Genomic DNA, 19,548 nt, shown 5'->3' on the forward strand with positions numbered 1-19,548 from the left:
GATGTCCCGGAAGTCATGCTCCTCGAACAGCGACGCCTCCCACAGCGCCGACTCCACCAACGCCTCCGGAGTCGCCTTCCCGTACTTCTTCAGCAACCGCGCATCCAACGAACCCGCGTTCACACCGATCCGGATCGGCGTACCCGCATCCTTCGCGGCCCGCGCGATCTCCCTCACCTTGTCGTCGAACTGCTTGATGTTCCCCGGATTCACCCGCACCGCCGCACAACCCGCGTCGATCGCCGCGAACACGTACTTCGGCTGGAAATGAATATCCGCGATCACCGGGATCTGCGACTTCTTCGCGATCGTCGCCAACGCGTCCGCGTCATCCTGCGTCGGACACGCCACCCGCACGATCTGACAACCCGACGCCGTCAGCTCCGCGATCTGCTGCAACGTCGCACCGATGTCCGACGTCCGCGTCGTCGTCATCGACTGCACCGACACCGGCGCGTCCCCGCCGACCGCCACCGACCCGACCTGGATGCGCCGCGAAAGGCGGCGCATCGCGAGCGGTCGGGCCGGCAGCTCGGGGAGACCCAGTGCGACCGGCTCTCCAGCGGTCATGACGTCACCGGTTCCCGGAAACGGTCTCGCGCATGGCGCGCAGGGACTCCTTCAGCGATCCCATGGTGGCGAGGACGGCGGTGGGCTCGTAGCCGCAGTGCGCCATGCAGTTGGCGCAACGCGGGTCCTTGCCCCGGCCGTACTTGTCCCAGTCGGTCTTCTCGATGAGTTCGCGGTACGTCGGGACGTATCCGTCACTCATCAGGTAGCAGGGCCGCTGCCAGCCGAAGAGTGAGTAGTTGGGGATCGCCCACGCGGTGCAGGGGAAGTCCGCCTTGCCCTCCAGGAAGTCCAGGAAGAGCGGTGAGTGGTTCAGCCGCCAGCGGCTCCTGTTGCCGCCCGCGAAGGACTTCTTGAACAGTTGCCGGGTCTGCTCGACGCCGAGGAAGTGCTCCTGGTCGGGTGCCTTCTCGTACGCGTAGGCGGGCGAGATCATCATCTCGTCGACCTTCAGATCGTCGTTGAGGTAGTTGAGGACCTCGATGACGTTCTGCGGAGTGTCGGTGTTGAAGAAGGTGGAGTTCGTGGTGACCCGGAAGCCGCGCCGCTTGGCTTCCTTGATCGCCGCCACCGCCTCGTCGAACACACCCTCCTTGGCCACCGATTCGTCGTGCCGTTCGCGCAGCCCGTCGATGTGCACGGCAAAGGCGAAGTACGGCGAGGGTGTGAACTTGTCGATCTTCTTCCGCAGCAGCATGGCGTTGGTGCACAGGAAGACGTACTTCCTGCGCGCGACCAACTGCCGGACGATCTCATCGATCTGCGGGTGCATCAGCGGCTCGCCACCCGCGATGGAGACCATCGGGGCGCCCGATTCGAGGACGGCACCCACGGCCTGGGCGACCGGCATGCGCTGCTTGAGCACTCCCGCCGGATGCTGGATCTTCCCACAGCCCTCGCACGCGAGATTGCAAGCGAACAAAGGCTCCAGTTCCACAATGAGCGGGAACTTGTCCCGCTTGCGGATCTTCTGTTCAGCGAGGTACGTCGCAACCTTGATGGACTGACGGAGCGGCATGGCCATCTGGCTCACCTCCTGGGGAGCAACAAAGATCGGTGCCATTCATAGAAAGCCGGCACGACGGCACGGAGAACACGGAAAGCCGATATTCCACCGCGTATCGTGCCGATGCGGACGAGCTCGTGCTCCGGAGCGTCCACGACCACCCGTACGGCCGCAACCGGGCGCGGCCCGGACCGAAGGGCGGCGCGCAGCGTGGCGGCGGACTCCATGTCCACCGCGATCGCTCCGGTGGCCCGCAGCTCGGCCCGCTCATGTCCGCGTACGACATGGGCGGAGCCGGTCAGCGGGCCGGTGTGGACGGTCCGACCTGGCACCGTCCTGGCAAGGGCCTCGGCGAGCAGGCTCGTGCCGGCGCAGACCGTCGAGTGCCCGGATTCCCGGGTCTCGGCGGCGACCACGAGGTCTCCGGGATGCATACCGGGTGACAGCCCGGCGCAGAATCCGGAGGCGAGTACCGCCGTGCCGGGCGCCCGGTCCTCACCGAGCACCCGTGACACGGCCGCCTCGGCGGCCTTGGGGCCCATGCCCGTACGGAGCACGGTCACCGGGCCCGCGGCCTCACCGGCCCTGCCTCTGCCGCTGCGCAGGGCGAACTTCTCGATGCCGAGCGCGCAGGCGATCAGCAGCGGTGCCGGGGGGCCGGGCAGCCCCTGACCGGCGTCCATCAGGCTCCCTTGCCGATGGCCGTACGGTCGGCGAACGGTTCGCCGTACACGTACCGCCCGAGCGCGGTGAGCGGGAAGACCTGCCGGTAGAGGTGGTAGTTGATGGAGAAGTCCCAGGGGAAGCCGGTGCCGGTGAAGTACGGCTCGTCCCACGATCCGTCGGCCTGCTGTGTCTCGCTCAGCCAGGACACCCCTCGCCGCACAGCAGGGCTGTCGCGGCGTCCGGCGGCGAGGAGCGCGAGGAGCGCCCAGGCGGTCTGGGAAGCGGTCGAGGCGCCGTGCCCGATCCACTTCTCCTCCTGGTAGGAACGCAGGTCCTCGCCCCAGCCGCCGTCGTCGTTCTGTACGGACTCCAGCCAGCCGACCGCGCGGCGGATCGCCGGATGCGTGTCCGGCAGTCCGGCGGCCACCAGGGCCGGTACCACCGACCCTGTTCCGTACACGTAGTTGACGCCCCAGCGGCCGAACCAGCCGCCGCTCGCGTCCTGTTCGGCGAGCAGCCACTCGACTCCGCGCCGGGTGGCGGGGTGTTGGGACCGTCCCTCGACCGCGAGCATCTCCACCACGTGCCCGGTGACATCGGCGGACGGCGGGTCGATGACCTCACCGAAGTCGCAGAAGGGCAGCCGGTTGGGGAATGCGCTGGTGTTGTCCGCGTCGAACGCGCCCCAGGCCCCGTTGCGGGACTGCATGCCGAGGTTCCAGCGCACTCCGCGTCTGATGGCGGCCTCGACGCGGGCCGCGTCGGGGTGGCGGACCCGGCGCAGTGCGAGGACCACCTCCGCGGTGTCGTCGATGTCCGGGTAGTTGTCGTTGTGGAACTCGAACGCCCAGCCGCCGGGGTGGAGCCGGGGGCGGCGCACGGACCAGTCGCCGGACCGGACGACTTCCTCCCCGAGCATCCAGTCCGCGGCCTTCACGAGCGCCGGGTGGTCGGGGCTGACTCCGGCGTCGGCGAGGGCGATGGTGGCGAGGCAGGTGTCCCAGACCGGGGACTGGCATGCCTCGATCATCCGGGCGCCGTCCTCACGCCATACGGCGAAGCGGTCGAGCGAGTCGAGTCCGGCCCGCATCACCGGGTGGTCCAAGTCGTAGCCGAGCAGGTGCAGGGCGATGACGGAGTACACGGCGGGTGGCTGGATGCCGCCCCAGCAGCCGTCGTTCTCCTGACGTTCGATGATCCACTGGGCCGCGGCCCGCATGGCGGTCCGGCGCAGCTTGCGCGGAGCGATGCGGTGGTACAGGTGCAGCGCCTTGTCGAGGCGCTGGAAGACCCCGTCCCAGCTCGTCGCCGGCGCGATTCGCCCGGGCGGGTTCGGCTGGGCCGGGTCGGAGTGCAGCTCGTCGAGTGCGAAGGGGGCCGGGCGTACCGGTCGCTTGGCCGAGACGACGGTGAGCGGCACGATGGTCTGGCGGGCCCAGCAGCCGAAGTCGTAGATGTTGAGCGGAGCCCACTTGGGGAAGAACATCAACTCGGGCGGGAGTTCCGGCAGGTCCTCCCACTTCCACCAGCCGAAGAGAGCGAGCCAGATCCGGGTGAAGACGCGGCTGGCCGCGATGCCGCCCTGTTCCCTGATCCATCCGGACGCACGGGCCATGTGCGGTTCGTCCGGCCGGTCTCCGGCCAGCCGCAGAGCGACGTACGCCTCGATGGTGGTGGAGAGTTCGCCGGGGCCTTCGTGGAAGGAGGCCCAGGTGCCGTCGCCACGCTGTTCGCCGCGGATGAAGCGGCCGGCCGCCTGAACGGTGGCCTGGTCCTGGATCCCGAGGAATTGACGGAGCAGCAGGTCCTCGGCGTCCATGGTGACGTTGGTGGCGAGGTCGCCCTTCCACCAGCCCTGCTCGTCCTGCCTGCCGAGGAGATGCTGCACCGAGCGTTCCGCGGCCCGCCGCGCGGCGGCGAGTACGTCGTCCGCGGCGATGGTTGTGTCGGTCGGGTTACTGGCCGAGGCTGCGCGGGGCCGCACAGCCCCGGTGCTTCCGTCGGTCGTCGCTGTCATGGCTTCCCCTTCGTGCAGTTGTTCCTCTGCTGTGCTGGGGTCTCCGTCGGCCGGCGCCCGGTTCCGGGCGCCGGCCGGCGACTGCGAGTCATATGGACCAGATGGCGATCATCTCTTTCGTACGACGACGAAGTCCGCGAGCGCTGTGAGCTGCGCACGCACGGTCTGCGGCATGTCGACCCGCTGCAGTGCCTCGATGGCGACCGCATGCTGTCGACGGGCCTCCTGGGCGGTCCATTCGCGACCGCCCGCCTCCTCGATGAGCGCCGCACGGGCGGCGAACTCCTCTTCGGAGAAGCTGGCGAATTCACTGCTCTTGGCGTCGGCGGCGAGCAGTTCACCGAGGCGCTCCGAGGCCGGTCCGCCCGCGGCGAGCGCGGCGACGACCGGCAGGGACTTCTTGCGCTGGCGCAGGTCGCTCCAGGTCTGCTTGCCGGTGGACTGGGGGTCGCCCCAGATTCCGAGCAGATCGTCGACGGCCTGGAAGGCGAGACCGAGGTGGTAGCCGTACGCCTCCAGGGTGTCGGCCGTCCGGTCGTCGGCGCCGCCGAGGACCGCGCCGATGGAGCAGGCGCAGGCGAGCAGAGCGCCGGTCTTGTTGCCCTCCATCTCCAGGCACTCCTCGACGGTGACCCGTTCGCGGTGCTCGTAGGAGATGTCCTGGGCCTGCCCGTCGATGAGCTTGCGGGTCGCGACGGTCAGCCGACGGGTCGCGCGGCCCGCCTCGACGGTGCCGAGCTCCAGCAGGATCTCGTTGGCGAGGGCGAACAGCGCGTCGCCGACCAGGATGGCCTGGGCGGGGCCGTGCACCTTCCAGACGGTGTCGCGGTGACGGCGCTGTTCGTCGCCGTCCATCAGGTCGTCGTGCAGCAGCGAGAAGTTGTGCACGAGTTCGACGGCCACGGCTCCGGGGACGCCGGCCTCCGCGGAGGCGCCGGCCGCCTCCGCGGACAGCAGGGCGAGCGCCGGGCGGACGGCCTTGCCGCCGTCGCCGTCGGAGGGCCGCCCCTGGGCGTCGATCCAGCCGAAGTGGTAGGCGGCGACGGTGTCCATGGGCGGTGCGAGCCGGTCGACGGCGGCCCGGAGCACCGGCGTGGAAAGGGCCCGTCCGCGCTCCAGAAGCGCGGTGACGTCCGTGGTGTCGGCCACGGTGTCGAAAGCCGGATTCGCCGGGGTCACTGACTCTCCTCTTGTTCCGGTGGTACTGCTCATGCCGCCTCCTGCAGCGGATGTTCATGGGTGCGGCCGAGCGCCCGGAGTGCGGCGTCCGCTGCGCTGAACCCGCTGCGTACGGCACCCTCCATCGTCGCGGGCCAGCCGGTGGCCGTCCAAGCCCCGGCCAGGCTGAGGCCGGGGGCGCGGGTGCGGGCCCCGGGCCGCAGTCGGCCGACGCCGGGGGCGGGGGCGAAGGTCGCCGTGCGCTCCCGGGTGACGAAGAAATCTCTGATCCCGGCCCCGCGGGCAGCCGGAAGAAGCCGCTCCAGTTCAGGCAGGTAGCGCGTGCGCAACGTGGCGACGGGGAGGTCGATCTCCTCGTCGGCCGCGGACTGGGACACCGCGAGGTACTGGCCGGGTCCGGCAAGGCCCGAGGCGTCCGTGCGGTCGAAGACCCACTGGACCGGTGAGCCCAGCGCGGCGAAGAACGGGCGGCGCAGCACCCGGCGGTCGTACACGACGTGCACGTTGAGGATCGGCGACGTGCCGATGTCGAGCAGTCGCTCCGGCTCGTCGAGTGCGCCCTCGGGCAGCAGGTCGTAGGTCTCGCGCTGCGGGACGGCGAGCACGACGGTGTCCGTCTCGATCCGTTCGCCGCCGGTGTCGACGATCCAGCGGCCTTCCTCCGTACGGGTGACGGAGGACGCCTTCGTCCGCAGTTCGGTGCGGACCCCGGCGGAGTCGAGGGCCTTGCGGGCCAGTGTGTCGTGCACGTCGCCGAGCGGCACGGTCGCCCAGCCGATGTCGGCCGCGCCGGGGGCGGAGAGAAGTCCGGTCTTGAAGACCTTCGCGGCGAGGGCCAGTGAGGAGTTCGGCGCCGTGGCGTTGAGTGTGGCGACGCCGACCAGGTCCCAGAGGGCTTCGATGGTGCGTGCTGACTGCCCGTGCCGGGCGAGCCAGCTTCCGAAGTCGACGGTGTCCAGCGCGGGGTCGTCCGGATCCAGGCGGCCCAGCGCAAGTGCGGCGCGTCCGACGCTCGCCCGCTCGGCGAGCGAGAGGTGCGGATAGCCGGCGAGTCCGGCGGCCAGGTGGAACGGGACCGGAAGAGCGTTGCGGCGCAACCGTCCCAGCCGGGGGCCCGAGGGGCGCCCCACGTCGAGAACGGGCACGTCCAAACGGTTTTGCAGCGGTGCCAGCCGCGCCCCGTCGACGCGGTCGAGGAACCAGCGGTAGGCGGTGCAGCAACGCAGGTAGACGTGCTGTCCGTTGTCGACCGTCAGTTCGCCCCGGCGGAAGGAGAAGGCGAGTCCGCCGAGCCTGGGCCGTCCTTCGAGCAGGGTCACGTCAAGCCCGGCGTCGGCGAGGCGCAGGGCAGCGGTGATTCCCGCGAGTCCGCCGCCGATCACGACCGCGCGTGAGGAACGCGGGACGTCGTCCGTCATGCGTCTTCCTTCCGCCAGGTCGCATCCACATCAGTCAGGGACGCGCCAGTACACCAGAGGGTTGACCACTGATCGAACAGACACTCCGTGATGCACATGTTGCGTGAGATGTCCGCGCGGCGCATCAGACACGCCCCCTGGCGGTGCGGCGGGAGATGTGACGCGCGTCAAGACCCGACAGTCCGCGCACCGCGACGTACGCCTTCTCGTGACCGGGCAGCGAGACCCGGCCGCGCAGCACGGCCTCGGGGTCGCGCTCGATCCGGTCGAGCAGCCGCCGGTAGATGCCCGCCATGGCCGCGACGCACGCGCCGCTGCGCCGGTCGAGCATGGGCAGCAGCCGGTAGCCCTCGGCGAAGAGGGCACGGGCGCGTCGCACCTCGAAGTGGACCAGGCCCGCGAAGTCGGCGCCGGGCGGCGGCGTGGCCCGGTGGAAGCCGGCCGAGCAGCCGAACTTGGCGAGGTCGTCGGCGGGCAGGTACGTACGCCCGTTTCCCGCGTCCTCGCGGACGTCGCGCAGGATGTTCGTCAGCTGGAGCGCGAGGCCGAGGGTATCGGCGTACTCCGCAGCCCGGTCGGCGCCGGGAGCGCCCGGTTCCGTACCGAACACACCGAGGCTGAGGCGGCCGATGGCGCCCGCGACACAGCGGCAGTAGGTCTTGAGGTCGTCCCAGGTCTCGTACGTCGCTCCACGCACATCCATCAGCACACCGTCGATGAGCTCGTCGAGGCCGCCGAGCGGGAGCGGGAACCTGCGCGCGGCGTCGGCGAGCGCGACGGCCACCGGGTCGGTGTCGTCCTCGTCGACCGCGCCGTCGCGGATGCGGTCCAGTACGGTGCGGGTGCCCTCCAGGCGGATCCGCTTGGTCTCCGGCTCCAGCTCGCCGTCACCGATGTCGTCGACGCGGCGGGAGAAGGCGTACAGCGCCGACATGGCCTGTCGCTTCTCGGTCGGCAGCAGCCTGATGCCGTACGCGAAGTTACGCGCCTGCTGTCCGGTGACCGCCTCGCAGTAACTGTATGCGGCCTGTACCGGTGCCGACATGTGCGTCGTCTGTCCCTCCACGGTCCGGCTCACCCCTCTCTACGCGCTCTTCGCAAGACAACTCCCACTTCGCGCAGCAGGCTGGGCTTGGTGGGCTTGGGGGGACCGGGCAGTACATCGAACCCGGCGGCCGCGATCGCGGAGAGGGCGGCGCGCCCCCCTCCCACGAATCCGGCAAGAAGCAGCCTGAGCCTGCCGTGGACGCTACCCACCAGGGGGGTGCCTTCATTCAGCAGTTCGCGAGCGCGTTCTGCTTCGTACGCGACCAGCGCGCGCACCGATGCGCCCCCCGAGGGGGTGGCCAGGTCGGATTCACCGACACGGAACCGGGCCATGTCGTCGGCGGGCAGGTAGATCCGGTCGCGGCCGAGGTCCTCGGTGACGTCCTGGAGGTGCTCGACGATCTGCAGGGCCGTGCAGACGGCGTCGGAGCGTCGGATGCGTTCGGGGCTGGCGGTCTCGGTGATCTGGAGAACCAGTCGGCCCACGGGGTTGGCGGAGAGCTCGCAGTAGGCGACCAGCTCCTCGTACGTCCCGTACCGGCGGACCTTCTGGTCCTGCCGGTTCGCCTCGATGAGGCCGAGGAAGGAATCGGGGGTGAGCGCGCGGCGCCGCACCGTGGGCCGCAGGGCGCGCAGCAGGGGGTGGCGCGGGCCGCCGCCCGTGGTGTCGAACACCCGGAGCAGATCGGCCTCGAAGGCGTCGAGCATGGCGAGCCGGTCCTCGGCCAGAGCCGGGTCGACCCCGAGGTGGCGGGCGTCCGCGCCACCGGGTGCGAGGTCGCCGTCGCCGATGTCGTCGACGAGACGGGCGTAGCCGTAGACCGCCATCAGGTCGTCGCGCCAGGCGCGCGGCAGGAAGAAGGGTGCTACGGGAAAGTTCTCGTCCGCGGCCTTGTCGAGGGTGCCGGGCACGACGGCGTCGGGGTGCGTCTGACGGATACGGGTCACCACCGACCGCCCGGCGCTGGGACGGCGTGAGCACCTCGGAGCTGGAGATCTTCCGTCATAGCCGTCACATCTCCCGTTCTACACTGCTGACCCAAAACATCCCATTCCGGACACGCCGCCCGTTCTGCCGAGTGCGGAGCACACCTACAGGCCGTGGAGCCAGGCGGTATCGCCCCACTTGCAACGAATCAGCACCGGTACAGCTTACGTTGTACAGCTTTCATCGATACGGCGGGGTCTTCCGCACAGAGGAGCAACGCGTCCCGCCCCGCCAACCTTCCCCATGCGCAAGGAAATTGACGTCATCCGACGGGAGGAGATCTTGCCCCGGGCGTACCGCCGGGCGTGCAGAGCCCGGCGGCGGGGTCAGGATCCGGACACCAAAACGGCCTCCGCCGGAGGGTTCCGGCGGAGGCCGTCTCGGGGTCGCGGGGCCGGGAAGCTTCTATTTCCCGGTCTCGCGCTCGTACGCCTTGAGGACCTCGTCCGTCGGACCGTCCATCAGCAGCTCGCCCTTTTCCAGCCACAGCACGCGGTCGCAGGTGTCCCTGATGGACTTGTTGCTGTGGCTCACCAGGAAGACCGTGCCTGCCTCCTTGCGGAGCTCCCTGATGCGCTTCTCCGAGCGGATCTGGAACCTGCGGTCACCGGTCGCCAGCGCCTCGTCGATCATGAGGACGTCGTGGTTCTTCGCGGCGGCGATGGAGAAGCGCAGCCGGGCGGCCATGCCGGAGGAGTACGTCCGCATCGGCAGGGTGATGAAGTCGCCCTTCTCGTTGATGCCGGAGAAGTCCACGATCTGCTGGTAGCGCTCGCGGATCTCTTCGCGTGACATCCCCATCGCGAGGCCGCCGAGCACCACGTTGCGCTCGCCGGTCAGATCGCTCATCAGCGCCGCGTTCACGCCGAGCAGCGACGGCTGGCCGTCGGTGTACACCTTGCCGCTCTCGGTCGGCAGGAGACCGGCGATGGCCCGCAGCAGGGTCGATTTGCCGGAGCCGTTGGTCCCGATGAGGCCGATGGCCTCGCCGCGATACGCGGTGAAGGAGACGCCGCGGACGGCGTGCACCTTGCGCACGCCGCGCGGCTCGCCCTTGCCGCGGCGCAGTATCCGGCTCAGCGCCGCGGTGGCGCTGCCCTTGCCTCCGCCGGCGCCGTTGACCCTGTACACGATGTGCACATCGTCGGCGATGACGGTGGGGACGCGCCCCGGAGTGTTGTCGTCAGCCACGGCCGTACCGTTCCTCTGCCTTCCAGAAGTACACGAAGCCCACGGCACCGACGAGGACCGCCCAGGCGAGCGCCACGATCCAGACGTGCGCGGGCAGGTTCTCCGAGCCGTAGCCGTCGATCAGCGCGAAGCGGATCAGGTCCATGTAGATGGCAGCCGGGTTGTACTGGAGCACATCGGCGATCCAGTCCGGCTTGTCCTTCAGCATCACCGGGATGGAGAACATGACGCCCGACGCGTACATCCAGGTCCGCATGACGAACGGCATCAGCTGGGCGAGGTCGGGGGTCTTGCTGCCGAGCCTGGCCATGATCAGCGCCAGGCCGGTGTTGAAGAGGAACTGCAGCACCAGGGCCGGGATGATCAGCAACCAGGAGAGCGCCGGGTAACTGCCGAAGGCGACGGCCACGACCCCGAGCACGATCATCGAGAACAGCAGCTGCTGGAGCTGCTGGAGCGAGAACGAGACGGGCAGCGACGCGCGCGGGAAATGCAGCGCCCGGACCAGCCCCAGGTTGCCCGAGATGGCCCGCACCCCCGCCATCACCGAACTCTGCGTGAAGGTGAAGACGAAGACGCCGGTCACCAGGAACGGGATGAAGACCTCTTGGGTCATCCCCTTCCTGGTCCCCAGGATCAGGCCGAAGATCAGGTAATAGACCAGAGCATTGAGCAGCGGCGTGGCGACCTGCCACAGCTGGCCGAGCTTCGCCTGACTGTACTGGGCGGTCAGCTTCGCTCTGGAGAACGCCATGATGAAGTGGCGGCGGCCCCAGAGCTGTTGGATGTACTCGAAGAGCCCCGGCCGGGCCCCGCTCACCGTCAGGCCGTACTTGGCGGCCAGCTTGGCCGAGCTCAGGCCGTCGTCGGCGGATGGTGGGGTGCTCAGGGCGACCGCACCGTCATGGGTTGTGTCACTCACCAGATGAAACTCTCGTATTCAAGATGCGCAGCCAGTCGCGGGCGCGGCTCGGAGCGGACAGGTCCCGAAGAGAAAACGTACGTCCCATGCTCTCAGAGGAGAGCTTCTCAGATCACGGGAGGTCGGCCGAGTCTGGTCAGCCGCCATACGGTGCGCCACCTCATCGGGCGGCGGGTTCCGCACGGCGTCGACCAGCCTTCTCGGAAGCCGCCGAACCATGCCTTCAGGGCCGGTCCGGACGGCTTGCGCAGCAGGGTCAGCAGCAGCCACACGCCGAGGTAGACGGGCACCAGCGGCGCGGGCAGATTGCGCCGGGCCAGCCAGACCCGGTTGCGGGCCACCATCCGGTGGTACACCGCGTGCCGCGAGGGGGCGGTCGTCGGGTGGTTGAGGACCATGTCCGCGCGGTAGTCGATCATCCAGCCGGCGTCCAGTGCCCGCCAGGCGAGATCGGTCTCCTCGTGCGCGTAGAAGAACTGGCCGGGCAGCGGCCCGACCTCGGCGATGACCTTGCTGCGTACGGCGTTGGCGCCGCCGAGGAAGGTCGTCACGCGCGAGGACCGCATCGGATCGGCGGCACGCAGCCGCGGCACGTGCCGGCGCTGGGTGGCACCGGTGTCGGGGTCGGCGATCCGGAAGCTGATGATGCCCAGCTCGGGGTCGGCCTCGAACGCCTGCCTGCACAGCTCGGCGGTGTCGGTCAGCGGCAGCAGTCCGTCGTCGTCGAGGAAGAGCAGCGCGTCCACATCGGCGCCGGACGGTCCGAAGGCCTCGATCCCGACATTGCGGCCGCCGGGGATGCCGAGGTTCTCCGGCAGCTCGACCGTGCGGACCCCCGCCGGGACGTCCGGTACGGGGGCACCGTTGCCGACGACCACCACCTCGATCCGGTCGCCTTCCTGCTTGGCGACCGAGTCGAGGAGGGAGCGCAGCTCCTCGGGACGGTTTCCCATCGTGATGATGACCGCGCCGAGCTTCATGGGAGTGTTCACTTCAGCCTGCTCGACGCCAGGATCGACACGAGGTGCAGGAGGGTCTGCAGCAGCGCGATGCCCGCCAGTACAGCGACCATGAGACGGCTGAAGAACAGATCGTCCCTGACCGCGTCGAGGACGGCCGCCACCAGGATGACCAGGGACGCCTCGACGCCGAGGATCAGCCGGTGGAACTTGAGCGCGCCGGCGGCACGGCGGGCGAATGCCATGCCGGACGAGCGCGGCTCCGACGCGGACTCCTGGACCGGAGGCAGCCCGCCCTGGTGACGTGCGACCCCTACCAGGTCGGTCTCGGCCTTGATCAGGATGGCGCCGAGGGCGGCGAGCGTGCCCAGGAAGGCCCAGAGCCAGTCGATCCGTCCGGAGCCCCACAGGTCGGCGGCACGGAGACCGAAGCCGACCAGCACGGCCGCGTCGCACAGGTACGCGCCCACCCGGTCCAGATAGACCCCGCCCAGGGAGAACTGCTTCTTCCAGCGGGCCACCTCGCCGTCGACGCAGTCGAGCAGGAGGTAGAGCTGCACCATGAGGACCCCGAGCAGCGCGCCGGGAATGCCCGGAACGAGCAGGGCCGGCGCGGCGAGCACACCCGCGACCGTCATCACGTAGGTCAGCTGGTTGGGTGTGATCTTGGTGTTCACCAGGTGGCGGTCCACACGCAGCGAGATCTCGCGCATGTAGAGCCGACCTGCCCAGTGCTCGCCGCTGCGCCGGTCCTTCACGCCCGCAGGGTGCACGACGGGACGGAGTTCAGCTATGGATGGCTTGTGCATAGTCGGCGTACGCGTCCCTGATCTGGTCGGTGGACAGGTTGAGGTGTTCCAGGATCGTGAAGCGTCCCGGCCGGGTCTGCGGGGCGTAGTCGACGGCCTGGACGAATTCTTCGGCGGTGAAACCGATGTCCTCGGGGAGGACGGGCAGACCGTGGCGGCGCAGGGTGACGGCCATGAGCAGCGCCTCCTCGCGCGCGCCGCGCAGATGCATGGCGAAGCAGGCGCCGAGGCCGACCTGCTCGCCGTGGCTCGCCGCGCGCTTGGGGTGCAGCAGGTCGAAGGCGTGGTTGATCTCGTGGCAGGCGCCGGAGGCCGGCCGGGAGTCCCCGGCCACCGACATGGAGATGCCGGTCAGCACGAGACCTTCGGCCAGCACCTTGAGGAAGGGGTCGTCACCGATCCCGCCGGGGTGGCGCAGCACGGCCTCACCGGCCTGCCGGGCCATGGCGGCGGCGAGTCCGTCGATCTCCTCGCCGTTGACCTCGTGGGCGAGTTCCCAGTCGGCCACGCAGGAGATGTTGGAGACCGCGTCGCCGATGCCCGAGCGCACGAAGCGGGCGGGTGCCTCGCGGACGATGTCGAGGTCGATGACGACGCCGATCGGGGTGGGAACGCCGTAGGAGCCCCGCCCGTTGTCGTTGTCCAGCGTCGCGACGGGCGAGCAGAGGCCGTCGTGGGCGAGGTTCGTCGCCACCGCGACCATGGGCAGGCCGACGCGCGCCGCGGCGTACTTCGCCACGTCGACGATCTTGCCGCCGCCGAGGCCGACCACGGCGTCGTACCGGTTGCCCTTGATCTCGTCGGCGAGTCTGACGGCCGAGTCGAGGGTGCCGTCGGTGACCGAGTACCAGTGGGCGCCGGGCATCGCGGGGGCCAGTCGCTCGCGCAGGGCGCGCCCCGAACCGTCACTGACCGCGACGGCGAGCTTGCCGGAAGCGGAGATCCGCTGGTCGGCGAGGAGGCCGGCGAGATCGTTCAGGGCGCCGCGGCGGATGTCGACGACGACCGGGGACGGGATGAGCCGGGTCAGTACTGGCACGCGATCTCACGGCCCTTCGCGAGGTCGTCGTGGTTGTCGATCTCCACCCACGTCACTTCGCCGATGGGGGCCACGTCGATGGTGAAGCCGCGGTTCACGAGCTCCTGGTAGCCGTCCTCGTAGTAGAGGTCGGGGTCGCGTTCGAACGTCGTCTTCAGGGCGTCGGCGAGCTCCGCGGCGGCCTCCGGCTCGATGAGGGTGACGCCGATGTACTCACCGGTCGCGGTGGCCGGGTCCATCAGCTTGGTGATCCGTCGCACCCCCTTGCCGTCCTCGGTGATGACCTTCATCTCCTCGTCGGCGAGATGCTTGGCCGCGTCGAGGGCGAGGATGATCCGCCGGCCGTCGCCCCGGGCCGCGAGCAGGGTCTTCTCGACGGAGACGGGGTGGACGGTGTCGCCGTTGGCCAGGATGACTCCGCGCGTCAGGACGTCACGGGCGCACCACAGGGAGTAGGCGTTGTTCCATTCCTCGGCCTTGTCGTTGTCGATCAGGATGAGGGTCACGCCGTACTTCGCCTCGAACTCGGCCTTGCGCGCGTACACGGCCTCCTTGCGGTAGCCGACGACGACGGCGACCTCGGTGAGGCCGATCTCCGCGAAGTTGGCCAGCGTGAGGTCCAGGACCGTCTTCTCGCCGTCGACCGGCACGAGGGCCTTCGGGAGCGTGTCGGTGTAGGGGCGCAGACGCCGTCCGGCACCGGCTGCCAGTACGAGGCCGATCATGCGGGTTCTCCTTCGTCGTGTACGGCGGGTGCTCCGGAGGACACCCAGAAGCGGATGGACTCCACGAGCACCACCAGTGCCACGGCCGCCGCGAGGACGGTAAGTGCCACGGTGAACGCTGAATGCTGTGTGAATACGGCGGCGAGAGCGGCCACCACCAGGGTGCGGCCCTCGTGCCCACCGATCGTGCGCACCAGCCACTGGGGCGGCGCGCCGGTGCCGCCGCGAATGCGGTACACCGTGTCGTAGTGATGGTAGGCGACGGCCGAGACCAGGCCGAAGCCTGCGGGAAGGGCTCCCGGGACATCGCTGCGGGCGGCGAGAACGAGGATGGTGCAGTACTCCGCCGCCCTGAATATCGGGGGTACGAGCCAGTCGAGGGCGCCCTTGAGGGGGTGCGCGACGGCGACGCCCGAGCAGATCGCGTAGAACACCGCGGCGAAGACCATCTGCTTGCTGCCGAAGGGCTGCTGGAGAGCGGCGGCGATCAGTGCCCCCGCGCCGACGAGCGCGATCACGGGTGCGCTCCAGGCACCCCCGATCCGGGGGCCCCGTGCCGCCACGATCCGGGCGACGGGACCGAAGTCGGCCAGGTCGGCGAGGGCTTGGGCGGCGCGGTCGGTGCGCTCCGCCTTCCGGGTCAGCGAACGCAGCAGGCGGCCGGCCGTGGTGTAGCAGGCCGCGAAGGCGCAGCCGATGAGCAGGACGTAGAAGACGATCCGGGGCGTGGTCACCGCGGTGAGGACCGCGATCATCGCCCAGCGTTCGCCGATCGGCAGCACTATCATCCGGCGCAGCCAGACCGTCCAGCCGACGCTGTCGAGCCGGTCGGAGAGGGCTGCCGTGGGGCTCGCGTTGCCCACCGCGTCGTGGTTCGCCTCGTTGAACGAGAAGTCGATGACATGGCGGCAGGCCTGGAGCACCATCGCGCCGAGAGCCAGTGCCCACACGTCGTCACCGCCGCGGGCGGCACCGAGCGCGAGACCCGCGTAGTAGGCGTACTCCTTGGCCCGGTCGAAGGTGGCGTCCAGCCAGGCGCCCATCGTCGAGTACTGCAGCGAGTAACGGGCGAGCTGGCCGTCGGTGCAGTCCAGGACGAAGGAGAGGAGCAGCAGCACCCCGGCGGCGACGTAGCCGCCGCGGGTGCCGGTCGCCGCGCTGCCCGCCGCGATCAGCGCGGTGAGCAGGGATGCCGTGGTGACCTGGTTCGGGGTGAAGCCGCGGCGGGCGCACCAGCGGGCGATGTAGCGGGAGTACGGGCTGATGAAGAACGTGGTGAAGAACCCGTCGTGGGCCTTCACGGCGCTGCGCAGCCGTACCGCCTCGTCGTCGACCGCGGCGACGGCGCTCCGCGCGGTGGCGCGGGCGGACTCGTCGACCGGGACGGCCGCGACCAGTGAGCCGAGCTCGGGACGCTGCACAGCGGTGCCTTCGGCGTCCATGGTGACGGCGAGGCGGCCGGGTACGGTGCGGTCGGTGACCGTCGCCGTGGTCGTGCCCGGGCCGGTGGGGACGCCCGCGCCGACGGCCGCGGCGGTGGTGGTCAGGGCCTGGACGAGCGCGGGACGCGCCCCCGGCTGCGCGGTGAGCGCACCGGGCACGGTGGCCGCGGGGAAGCGCGGGTCCGTCAGTCCGAGCCGGAGGGCATGGACGTGGCCGACGAATCGGGGGTCGACCAGTGCGACGCGGTGGTCGGCGGGGACGCCCGAGATCAGCCGTGCGGCCTCGGCCACATCGGCGGCGATCTGTACGTCGAAGCCCAGTGACCGCAGGTCGTCCACGAGTGACGATCCGGGTACCGGTGCACCGGTGAGAATGGCGGTCGACAGACGAACTCACTCCTTGGTGCTGACGGGGTCGGCGCGCGACAACGCGGCCCACTAGCGGGCCGGCGGCACGTCGGCAGAGGCTATCGGATGAACAGAAGCGGGAGTTCACTGCCCGTTTATGCTCCGTTCGGGGTGGACCGGCATCATGCGGCGCCGTCCACGATCATCATCGTCGATCCCCGCCTCACCTGACAAAACGCGGTGGCCCGCGCCCGGGGCTCTCTCGTGGAGCAGCCGGGCCTTCCGTAACGGAGGTCCTACGCTGACCGGCATGACATGGCTGATCACAGGCGGAGCGGGATACATCGGCGCACATGTGGTGCGGTGCATGACGGGGGCGGGTGAGCGGGTCGCCGTCCTCGACGATCTGTCCACCGGTGTCGTCGAGCGGCTCCCGGCGGACGTTCCGCTGATCCGGGGCTCGGTCGCCGACCGGGTGCTGCTCGACCGGGTACTGGCCCGGTACTCCGTGACCGGTGTGGTGCATCTCGCAGCGAAGAAGCAGGTCGGCGAGTCCGTCGAGAAGCCGCTGCTGTACTACCGGGAGAACGTGGCCGGGCTGACCGTCCTCCTGGAGGCCGTCGTCGCGGCCGGTGTGCGGCGTTTCCTGTTCTCCTCCTCGGCCGCGGTGTACGGCGTACCGGATGCGGACCTCATCACGGAGGACACTCCCTGTGTTCCGATCAATCCGTACGGTGAGACGAAGCTCGCCGGGGAGTGGCTGGTGAGGGCGACCGGCAGGGCGCACTCGCTGTCCACCGGGTGTCTGCGCTACTTCAACGTGGCCGGAGCGGCAGCGCCGGAACTCTCGGACACCGGTGTCTTCAATGTGATTCCGATGTTCTTCGACCGGCTGACCCGCGGCGAGGCTCCCCGGATCCTGGGCGCCGACTATCCGACGCCCGACGGCACCGGCGTCCGCGACTACATCCACGTCGCGGATCTCGCCGACGCGCATCTCGCCGTCGCCCGGAGGCTGGCCGAGCGGGGTGCCGGGGATCTGACCGTGAACATCGGCCGCGGCGAGGGCGTCTCGGTGCGCGAGCTCGCGGATCTGGTGGGAGAGATCAGCGGCCGGCGGAGGAAGCCGGAGATCGAGGCGCGCCGCCCCGGGGATGCGGCACGGGCCGTCGCGTCCGCCGCACGGATGTCCGAGGAGTGCGGCTGGTCGGCCCGGCTCGGGGTGCGCGAGATGGTCGAATCGGCCTGGGAGGGCTGGTGCCTGCGCCATCCCGAGGCATGCGCCAACTGAGCGTCGGCGAGGGGACCGGCGCCCTGACCTGCAACCATTTCCGCAGGTCAGGGCATATGACAACGGTGTTCAGTGCCGTGTTGCCGGATACCCCCCACCCGTAGTTCACTGACAGTGCTCGGGCAGACGGGTCCGAGTCCGCGAGACGACCGGGAGGCGTCCCCATGGGGGCAGGGCACGACCACGGGCACACACACGGCGGGCCTCCGCCCACCGGCACGGCAGCCGCCGCGTACAGAGGGCGGCTGCGGGTCGCGCTGTGCATCACGCTCACCGTGATGGTCGTGGAGGTCGTCGGAGGACTGCTCGCCGACTCGCTCGCCCTGATCGCCGACGCGGCCCACATGGCGACCGACGCCCTGGGGCTGGGCATGGCGCTGCTGGCGATCCATTTCGCCAACCGGCCGGCCGGGCTCAACCGCACCTTCGGCTTCGCGCGCGCCGAGATCCTCGCCGCCCTGGCCAACTGCCTGCTGCTGCTCGGCGTGGGCGGTTTTCTGGTCTTCGAGGCGGTCCAGCGCTTCATCACTCCGGCCGAGACCAGGGGCGGTCTGACGATCGCCTTCGCCCTGATCGGCCTCGTGGCCAACATGGTGTCCCTGTCGCTGCTGCTCCGCGGGCAGAAGGACAGCCTCAACGTGCGCGGCGCCTATCTGGAAGTGCTCGCGGACACCCTCGGCTCGTTCGCCGTGCTGATCTCGGCGGGAGTCATCCTGGCCACGGACTGGCATGCGGCCGACCCGATCGCCTCGCTGGTGATCGGCCTGATGATCGTGCCGCGGACGGTGAAGCTGCTCAGGGAGACCCTGAACGTGCTTCTGGAGGCGGCCCCCAAGGGGGTCGACATGGCCGAGGTACGGGCCCACATCACCGCCCTGCCCGGGGTGCTGGACGTCCATGACCTGCATGCCTGGACGATCACGTCGGGGATGCCGGTGCTCTCCGCCCATGTGGTGGTGCGCCAGGAACTGCTCGACTCGATCGGTCACGAGAAGCTGCTCCACGAACTGCAGGGCTGCCTCGGTGTCCACTTCGACGTGGAGCACTGCACGTTCCAGCTGGAACCGAGCGGCCACGCCGAGCACGAGGCGAAGCTCTGCCACTGAAGGGAAGCGGCTGCTCGCCCGGAGGGTCGAGGCCGCCGACGCATCGGCTCCCGGTACGGAGCGGGCGCCCGCGGCGACCCGTGCGGAACCGGCCGTACGGCCGGACATGCCAGCACCCGAAGTACGGACAAGCGGCTTTTGTACGGCAGACTTGAGCAGACTCGACGGGACCGGCGCACGGGGCCGGGACCATAGCGAAGGATGGGTATGCCGACCACACCAGCCACCGCGGCGAACAGCTCGTCGAACGGCGCAGCAGAAGCGATCATGCTCGAACTGGTCGATGAGAGCGGCACCACCATCGGTACGGCGGAGAAGCTCGCCGCCCATCAGCCACCCGGTCAACTGCACCGGGCCTTCTCGGTGTTCCTCTTCGACGAGCAGGGCAGGCTGCTGCTCCAGCGTCGCGCGCTCGGCAAGTACCACTCCCCCGGTGTCTGGTCGAACACCTGCTGCGGCCACCCCTACCCGGGCGAGGCGCCCTTCGCCGCCGCCGCCCGGCGCACGTACGAGGAGCTGGGCGTCTCGCCCTCCCTGCTGGCCGAAGCGGGCACGGTCCGCTACAACCACCCCGACCCGGCCTCCGGACTGGTGGAACAGGAGTTCAACCATCTCTTCGTGGGGATGACGCAGGACCGGCTGCGTCCCGACCCGGAGGAGGTCGGCGAGACCGCGTTCGTGACGGCCGACGAGCTGGCCGAGCGCCACGCCGAGGCGCCGTTCTCGGCCTGGTTCATGACGGTGCTCGATGCCGCACGGCCGGCGATCAGGGAACTGACCGGCCCGTCCGCCGGCTGGTAGGCCCCGGCACGCGGGGCCGCAGCG

General features: G+C 69.9%; 18 protein-coding genes. 3 read left to right on the forward strand and 15 right to left on the reverse strand.

The window, feature by feature from the left end; translation table 11 throughout:
* The 15 genes from ACFVUT_RS28725 to ACFVUT_RS28795 all read right to left on the reverse strand — a co-directional run.
* Positions 1-570 (reverse strand): flavodoxin-dependent (E)-4-hydroxy-3-methylbut-2-enyl-diphosphate synthase (locus ACFVUT_RS28725; RefSeq protein ID WP_389655190.1); only part of this gene is annotated, 570 nt, incomplete at its 3' end.
* A 4-nt stretch (positions 571-574) separates the two neighbouring features.
* A complete protein-coding gene (hpnH, locus tag ACFVUT_RS28730) occupies positions 575-1,594 on the reverse strand; it encodes an adenosyl-hopene transferase HpnH (protein WP_389655192.1) in 1,020 nt (339 codons plus the stop codon).
* A 5-nt stretch (positions 1,595-1,599) separates the two neighbouring features.
* Positions 1,600-2,259, reverse strand: coding sequence for a 1-hydroxy-2-methyl-2-butenyl 4-diphosphate reductase (locus ACFVUT_RS28735; RefSeq protein ID WP_389655194.1), 660 nt, complete (start codon positions 2,257-2,259; stop codon positions 1,600-1,602).
* A complete protein-coding gene (gene shc / locus ACFVUT_RS28740; protein WP_389655196.1) occupies positions 2,259-4,259 on the reverse strand; it encodes a squalene--hopene cyclase in 2,001 nt (666 codons plus the stop codon). Before shc ends, ACFVUT_RS28735 begins: the two co-directional genes overlap by 1 nt.
* Positions 4,260-4,367: 108 nt before the next feature.
* Positions 4,368-5,471 carry a polyprenyl synthetase family protein gene (locus ACFVUT_RS28745; RefSeq protein ID WP_389655198.1) on the reverse strand — a complete coding sequence of 368 codons (1,104 nt, stop codon included), beginning with the start codon at positions 5,469-5,471 and terminating at the stop codon, positions 4,368-4,370.
* Positions 5,468-6,856 (reverse strand): hydroxysqualene dehydroxylase HpnE, encoded by a 1,389-nt coding sequence (gene hpnE / locus ACFVUT_RS28750; protein WP_389655200.1) that lies wholly within the window; start codon positions 6,854-6,856, stop codon positions 5,468-5,470. Before hpnE ends, ACFVUT_RS28745 begins: the two co-directional genes overlap by 4 nt.
* Positions 6,857-6,980: 124 nt before the next feature.
* Complete coding sequence (gene hpnD / locus ACFVUT_RS28755; protein WP_389655202.1) at positions 6,981-7,901, reverse strand: presqualene diphosphate synthase HpnD; 921 nt, start codon at positions 7,899-7,901, stop codon at positions 6,981-6,983.
* Positions 7,902-7,930: 29 nt separating this feature from the next.
* Positions 7,931-8,851, reverse strand: coding sequence for a squalene synthase HpnC (gene hpnC, locus ACFVUT_RS28760; RefSeq protein ID WP_389655204.1), 921 nt, complete (start codon positions 8,849-8,851; stop codon positions 7,931-7,933).
* A 445-nt stretch (positions 8,852-9,296) separates the two neighbouring features.
* Entirely contained in the window at positions 9,297-10,082 is a 786-nt protein-coding gene (locus ACFVUT_RS28765; RefSeq protein ID WP_389655206.1) for an ABC transporter ATP-binding protein, read from the reverse strand.
* On the reverse strand, positions 10,075-11,004 hold the full coding sequence (locus ACFVUT_RS28770) for an ABC transporter permease (RefSeq protein ID WP_389655208.1): 930 nt from the start codon (positions 11,002-11,004) through the stop codon (positions 10,075-10,077). The genes ACFVUT_RS28765 and ACFVUT_RS28770 overlap by 8 nt, the downstream gene beginning before the upstream one ends.
* A gap of 107 nt (positions 11,005-11,111) precedes the next feature.
* A complete protein-coding gene (locus ACFVUT_RS28775; RefSeq protein WP_389655443.1) occupies positions 11,112-11,984 on the reverse strand; it encodes a glycosyltransferase family 2 protein in 873 nt (290 codons plus the stop codon).
* A gap of 8 nt (positions 11,985-11,992) precedes the next feature.
* Positions 11,993-12,772, reverse strand: a complete 780-nt coding sequence (locus ACFVUT_RS28780) for a CDP-alcohol phosphatidyltransferase family protein (protein ID WP_389655210.1) — start codon at positions 12,770-12,772, stop codon at positions 11,993-11,995.
* On the reverse strand, positions 12,750-13,811 hold the full coding sequence (locus ACFVUT_RS28785) for an iron-containing alcohol dehydrogenase family protein (protein ID WP_389655212.1): 1,062 nt from the start codon (positions 13,809-13,811) through the stop codon (positions 12,750-12,752). The genes ACFVUT_RS28780 and ACFVUT_RS28785 overlap by 23 nt, the downstream gene beginning before the upstream one ends.
* Entirely contained in the window at positions 13,799-14,536 is a 738-nt protein-coding gene (locus tag ACFVUT_RS28790; protein WP_389655214.1) for a sugar phosphate nucleotidyltransferase, read from the reverse strand. The genes ACFVUT_RS28785 and ACFVUT_RS28790 overlap by 13 nt, the downstream gene beginning before the upstream one ends.
* Positions 14,533-16,317, reverse strand: coding sequence for a DUF5941 domain-containing protein (locus tag ACFVUT_RS28795; RefSeq protein ID WP_389655216.1), 1,785 nt, complete (start codon positions 16,315-16,317; stop codon positions 14,533-14,535). The genes ACFVUT_RS28790 and ACFVUT_RS28795 overlap by 4 nt, the downstream gene beginning before the upstream one ends.
* A gap of 319 nt (positions 16,318-16,636) precedes the next feature.
* Here ACFVUT_RS28795 and galE point away from each other — a divergent pair, with 319 nt between their 5' ends.
* The 3 genes from galE (at position 16,637) to idi (ending at position 19,524) form a co-directional block, all read left to right on the forward strand.
* A complete protein-coding gene (galE, locus tag ACFVUT_RS28800) occupies positions 16,637-17,617 on the forward strand; it encodes a UDP-glucose 4-epimerase GalE (RefSeq protein WP_389655218.1) in 981 nt (326 codons plus the stop codon).
* A gap of 164 nt (positions 17,618-17,781) precedes the next feature.
* The gene (locus tag ACFVUT_RS28805; protein WP_389655220.1) at positions 17,782-18,723 is read left to right on the forward strand and encodes a cation diffusion facilitator family transporter; all 942 of its coding nucleotides are present in this window, start codon (positions 17,782-17,784) and stop codon (positions 18,721-18,723) included.
* Between the two features lie 207 nt (positions 18,724-18,930).
* The gene (gene idi / locus ACFVUT_RS28810) at positions 18,931-19,524 is read left to right on the forward strand and encodes an isopentenyl-diphosphate Delta-isomerase (RefSeq protein WP_389655222.1); all 594 of its coding nucleotides are present in this window, start codon (positions 18,931-18,933) and stop codon (positions 19,522-19,524) included.
* Positions 19,525-19,548: the final 24 nt, after the last annotated feature.

The sequence above is a fragment of the Streptomyces sp. NPDC058051 genome, assembly GCF_042885475.1.
In the GTDB taxonomy this organism is placed as follows: Bacteria; Actinomycetota; Actinomycetes; order Streptomycetales; family Streptomycetaceae; genus Streptomyces.

What these genes read in the sequence shown, in the direction of transcription:
- hpnH (WP_389655192.1), bottom strand. Translation starts at nt 1,594, where the DNA reads ATGGCCATGCCGCTCCGTCAGTCCATCAAGGTTGCGACGTACCTCGCT.
- ACFVUT_RS28735 (WP_389655194.1), bottom strand. Translation starts at nt 2,259, where the DNA reads ATGGACGCCGGTCAGGGGCTGCCCGGCCCCCCGGCACCGCTGCTGATC.
- shc (WP_389655196.1), bottom strand. Translation starts at nt 4,259, where the DNA reads ATGACAGCGACGACCGACGGAAGCACCGGGGCTGTGCGGCCCCGCGCA.
- ACFVUT_RS28745 (WP_389655198.1), bottom strand. Translation starts at nt 5,471, where the DNA reads ATGAGCAGTACCACCGGAACAAGAGGAGAGTCAGTGACCCCGGCGAAT.
- hpnE (WP_389655200.1), bottom strand. Translation starts at nt 6,856, where the DNA reads ATGACGGACGACGTCCCGCGTTCCTCACGCGCGGTCGTGATCGGCGGC.
- hpnD (WP_389655202.1), bottom strand. Translation starts at nt 7,901, where the DNA reads ATGTCGGCACCGGTACAGGCCGCATACAGTTACTGCGAGGCGGTCACC.
- ACFVUT_RS28775 (WP_389655443.1), bottom strand. Translation starts at nt 11,984, where the DNA reads ATGAAGCTCGGCGCGGTCATCATCACGATGGGAAACCGTCCCGAGGAG.
- ACFVUT_RS28780 (WP_389655210.1), bottom strand. Translation starts at nt 12,772, where the DNA reads ATGCACAAGCCATCCATAGCTGAACTCCGTCCCGTCGTGCACCCTGCG.
- ACFVUT_RS28790 (WP_389655214.1), bottom strand. Translation starts at nt 14,536, where the DNA reads ATGATCGGCCTCGTACTGGCAGCCGGTGCCGGACGGCGTCTGCGCCCC.
- galE (WP_389655218.1), top strand. Translation starts at nt 16,637, where the DNA reads ATGACATGGCTGATCACAGGCGGAGCGGGATACATCGGCGCACATGTG.
- ACFVUT_RS28805 (WP_389655220.1), top strand. Translation starts at nt 17,782, where the DNA reads ATGGGGGCAGGGCACGACCACGGGCACACACACGGCGGGCCTCCGCCC.
- idi (WP_389655222.1), top strand. Translation starts at nt 18,931, where the DNA reads ATGCCGACCACACCAGCCACCGCGGCGAACAGCTCGTCGAACGGCGCA.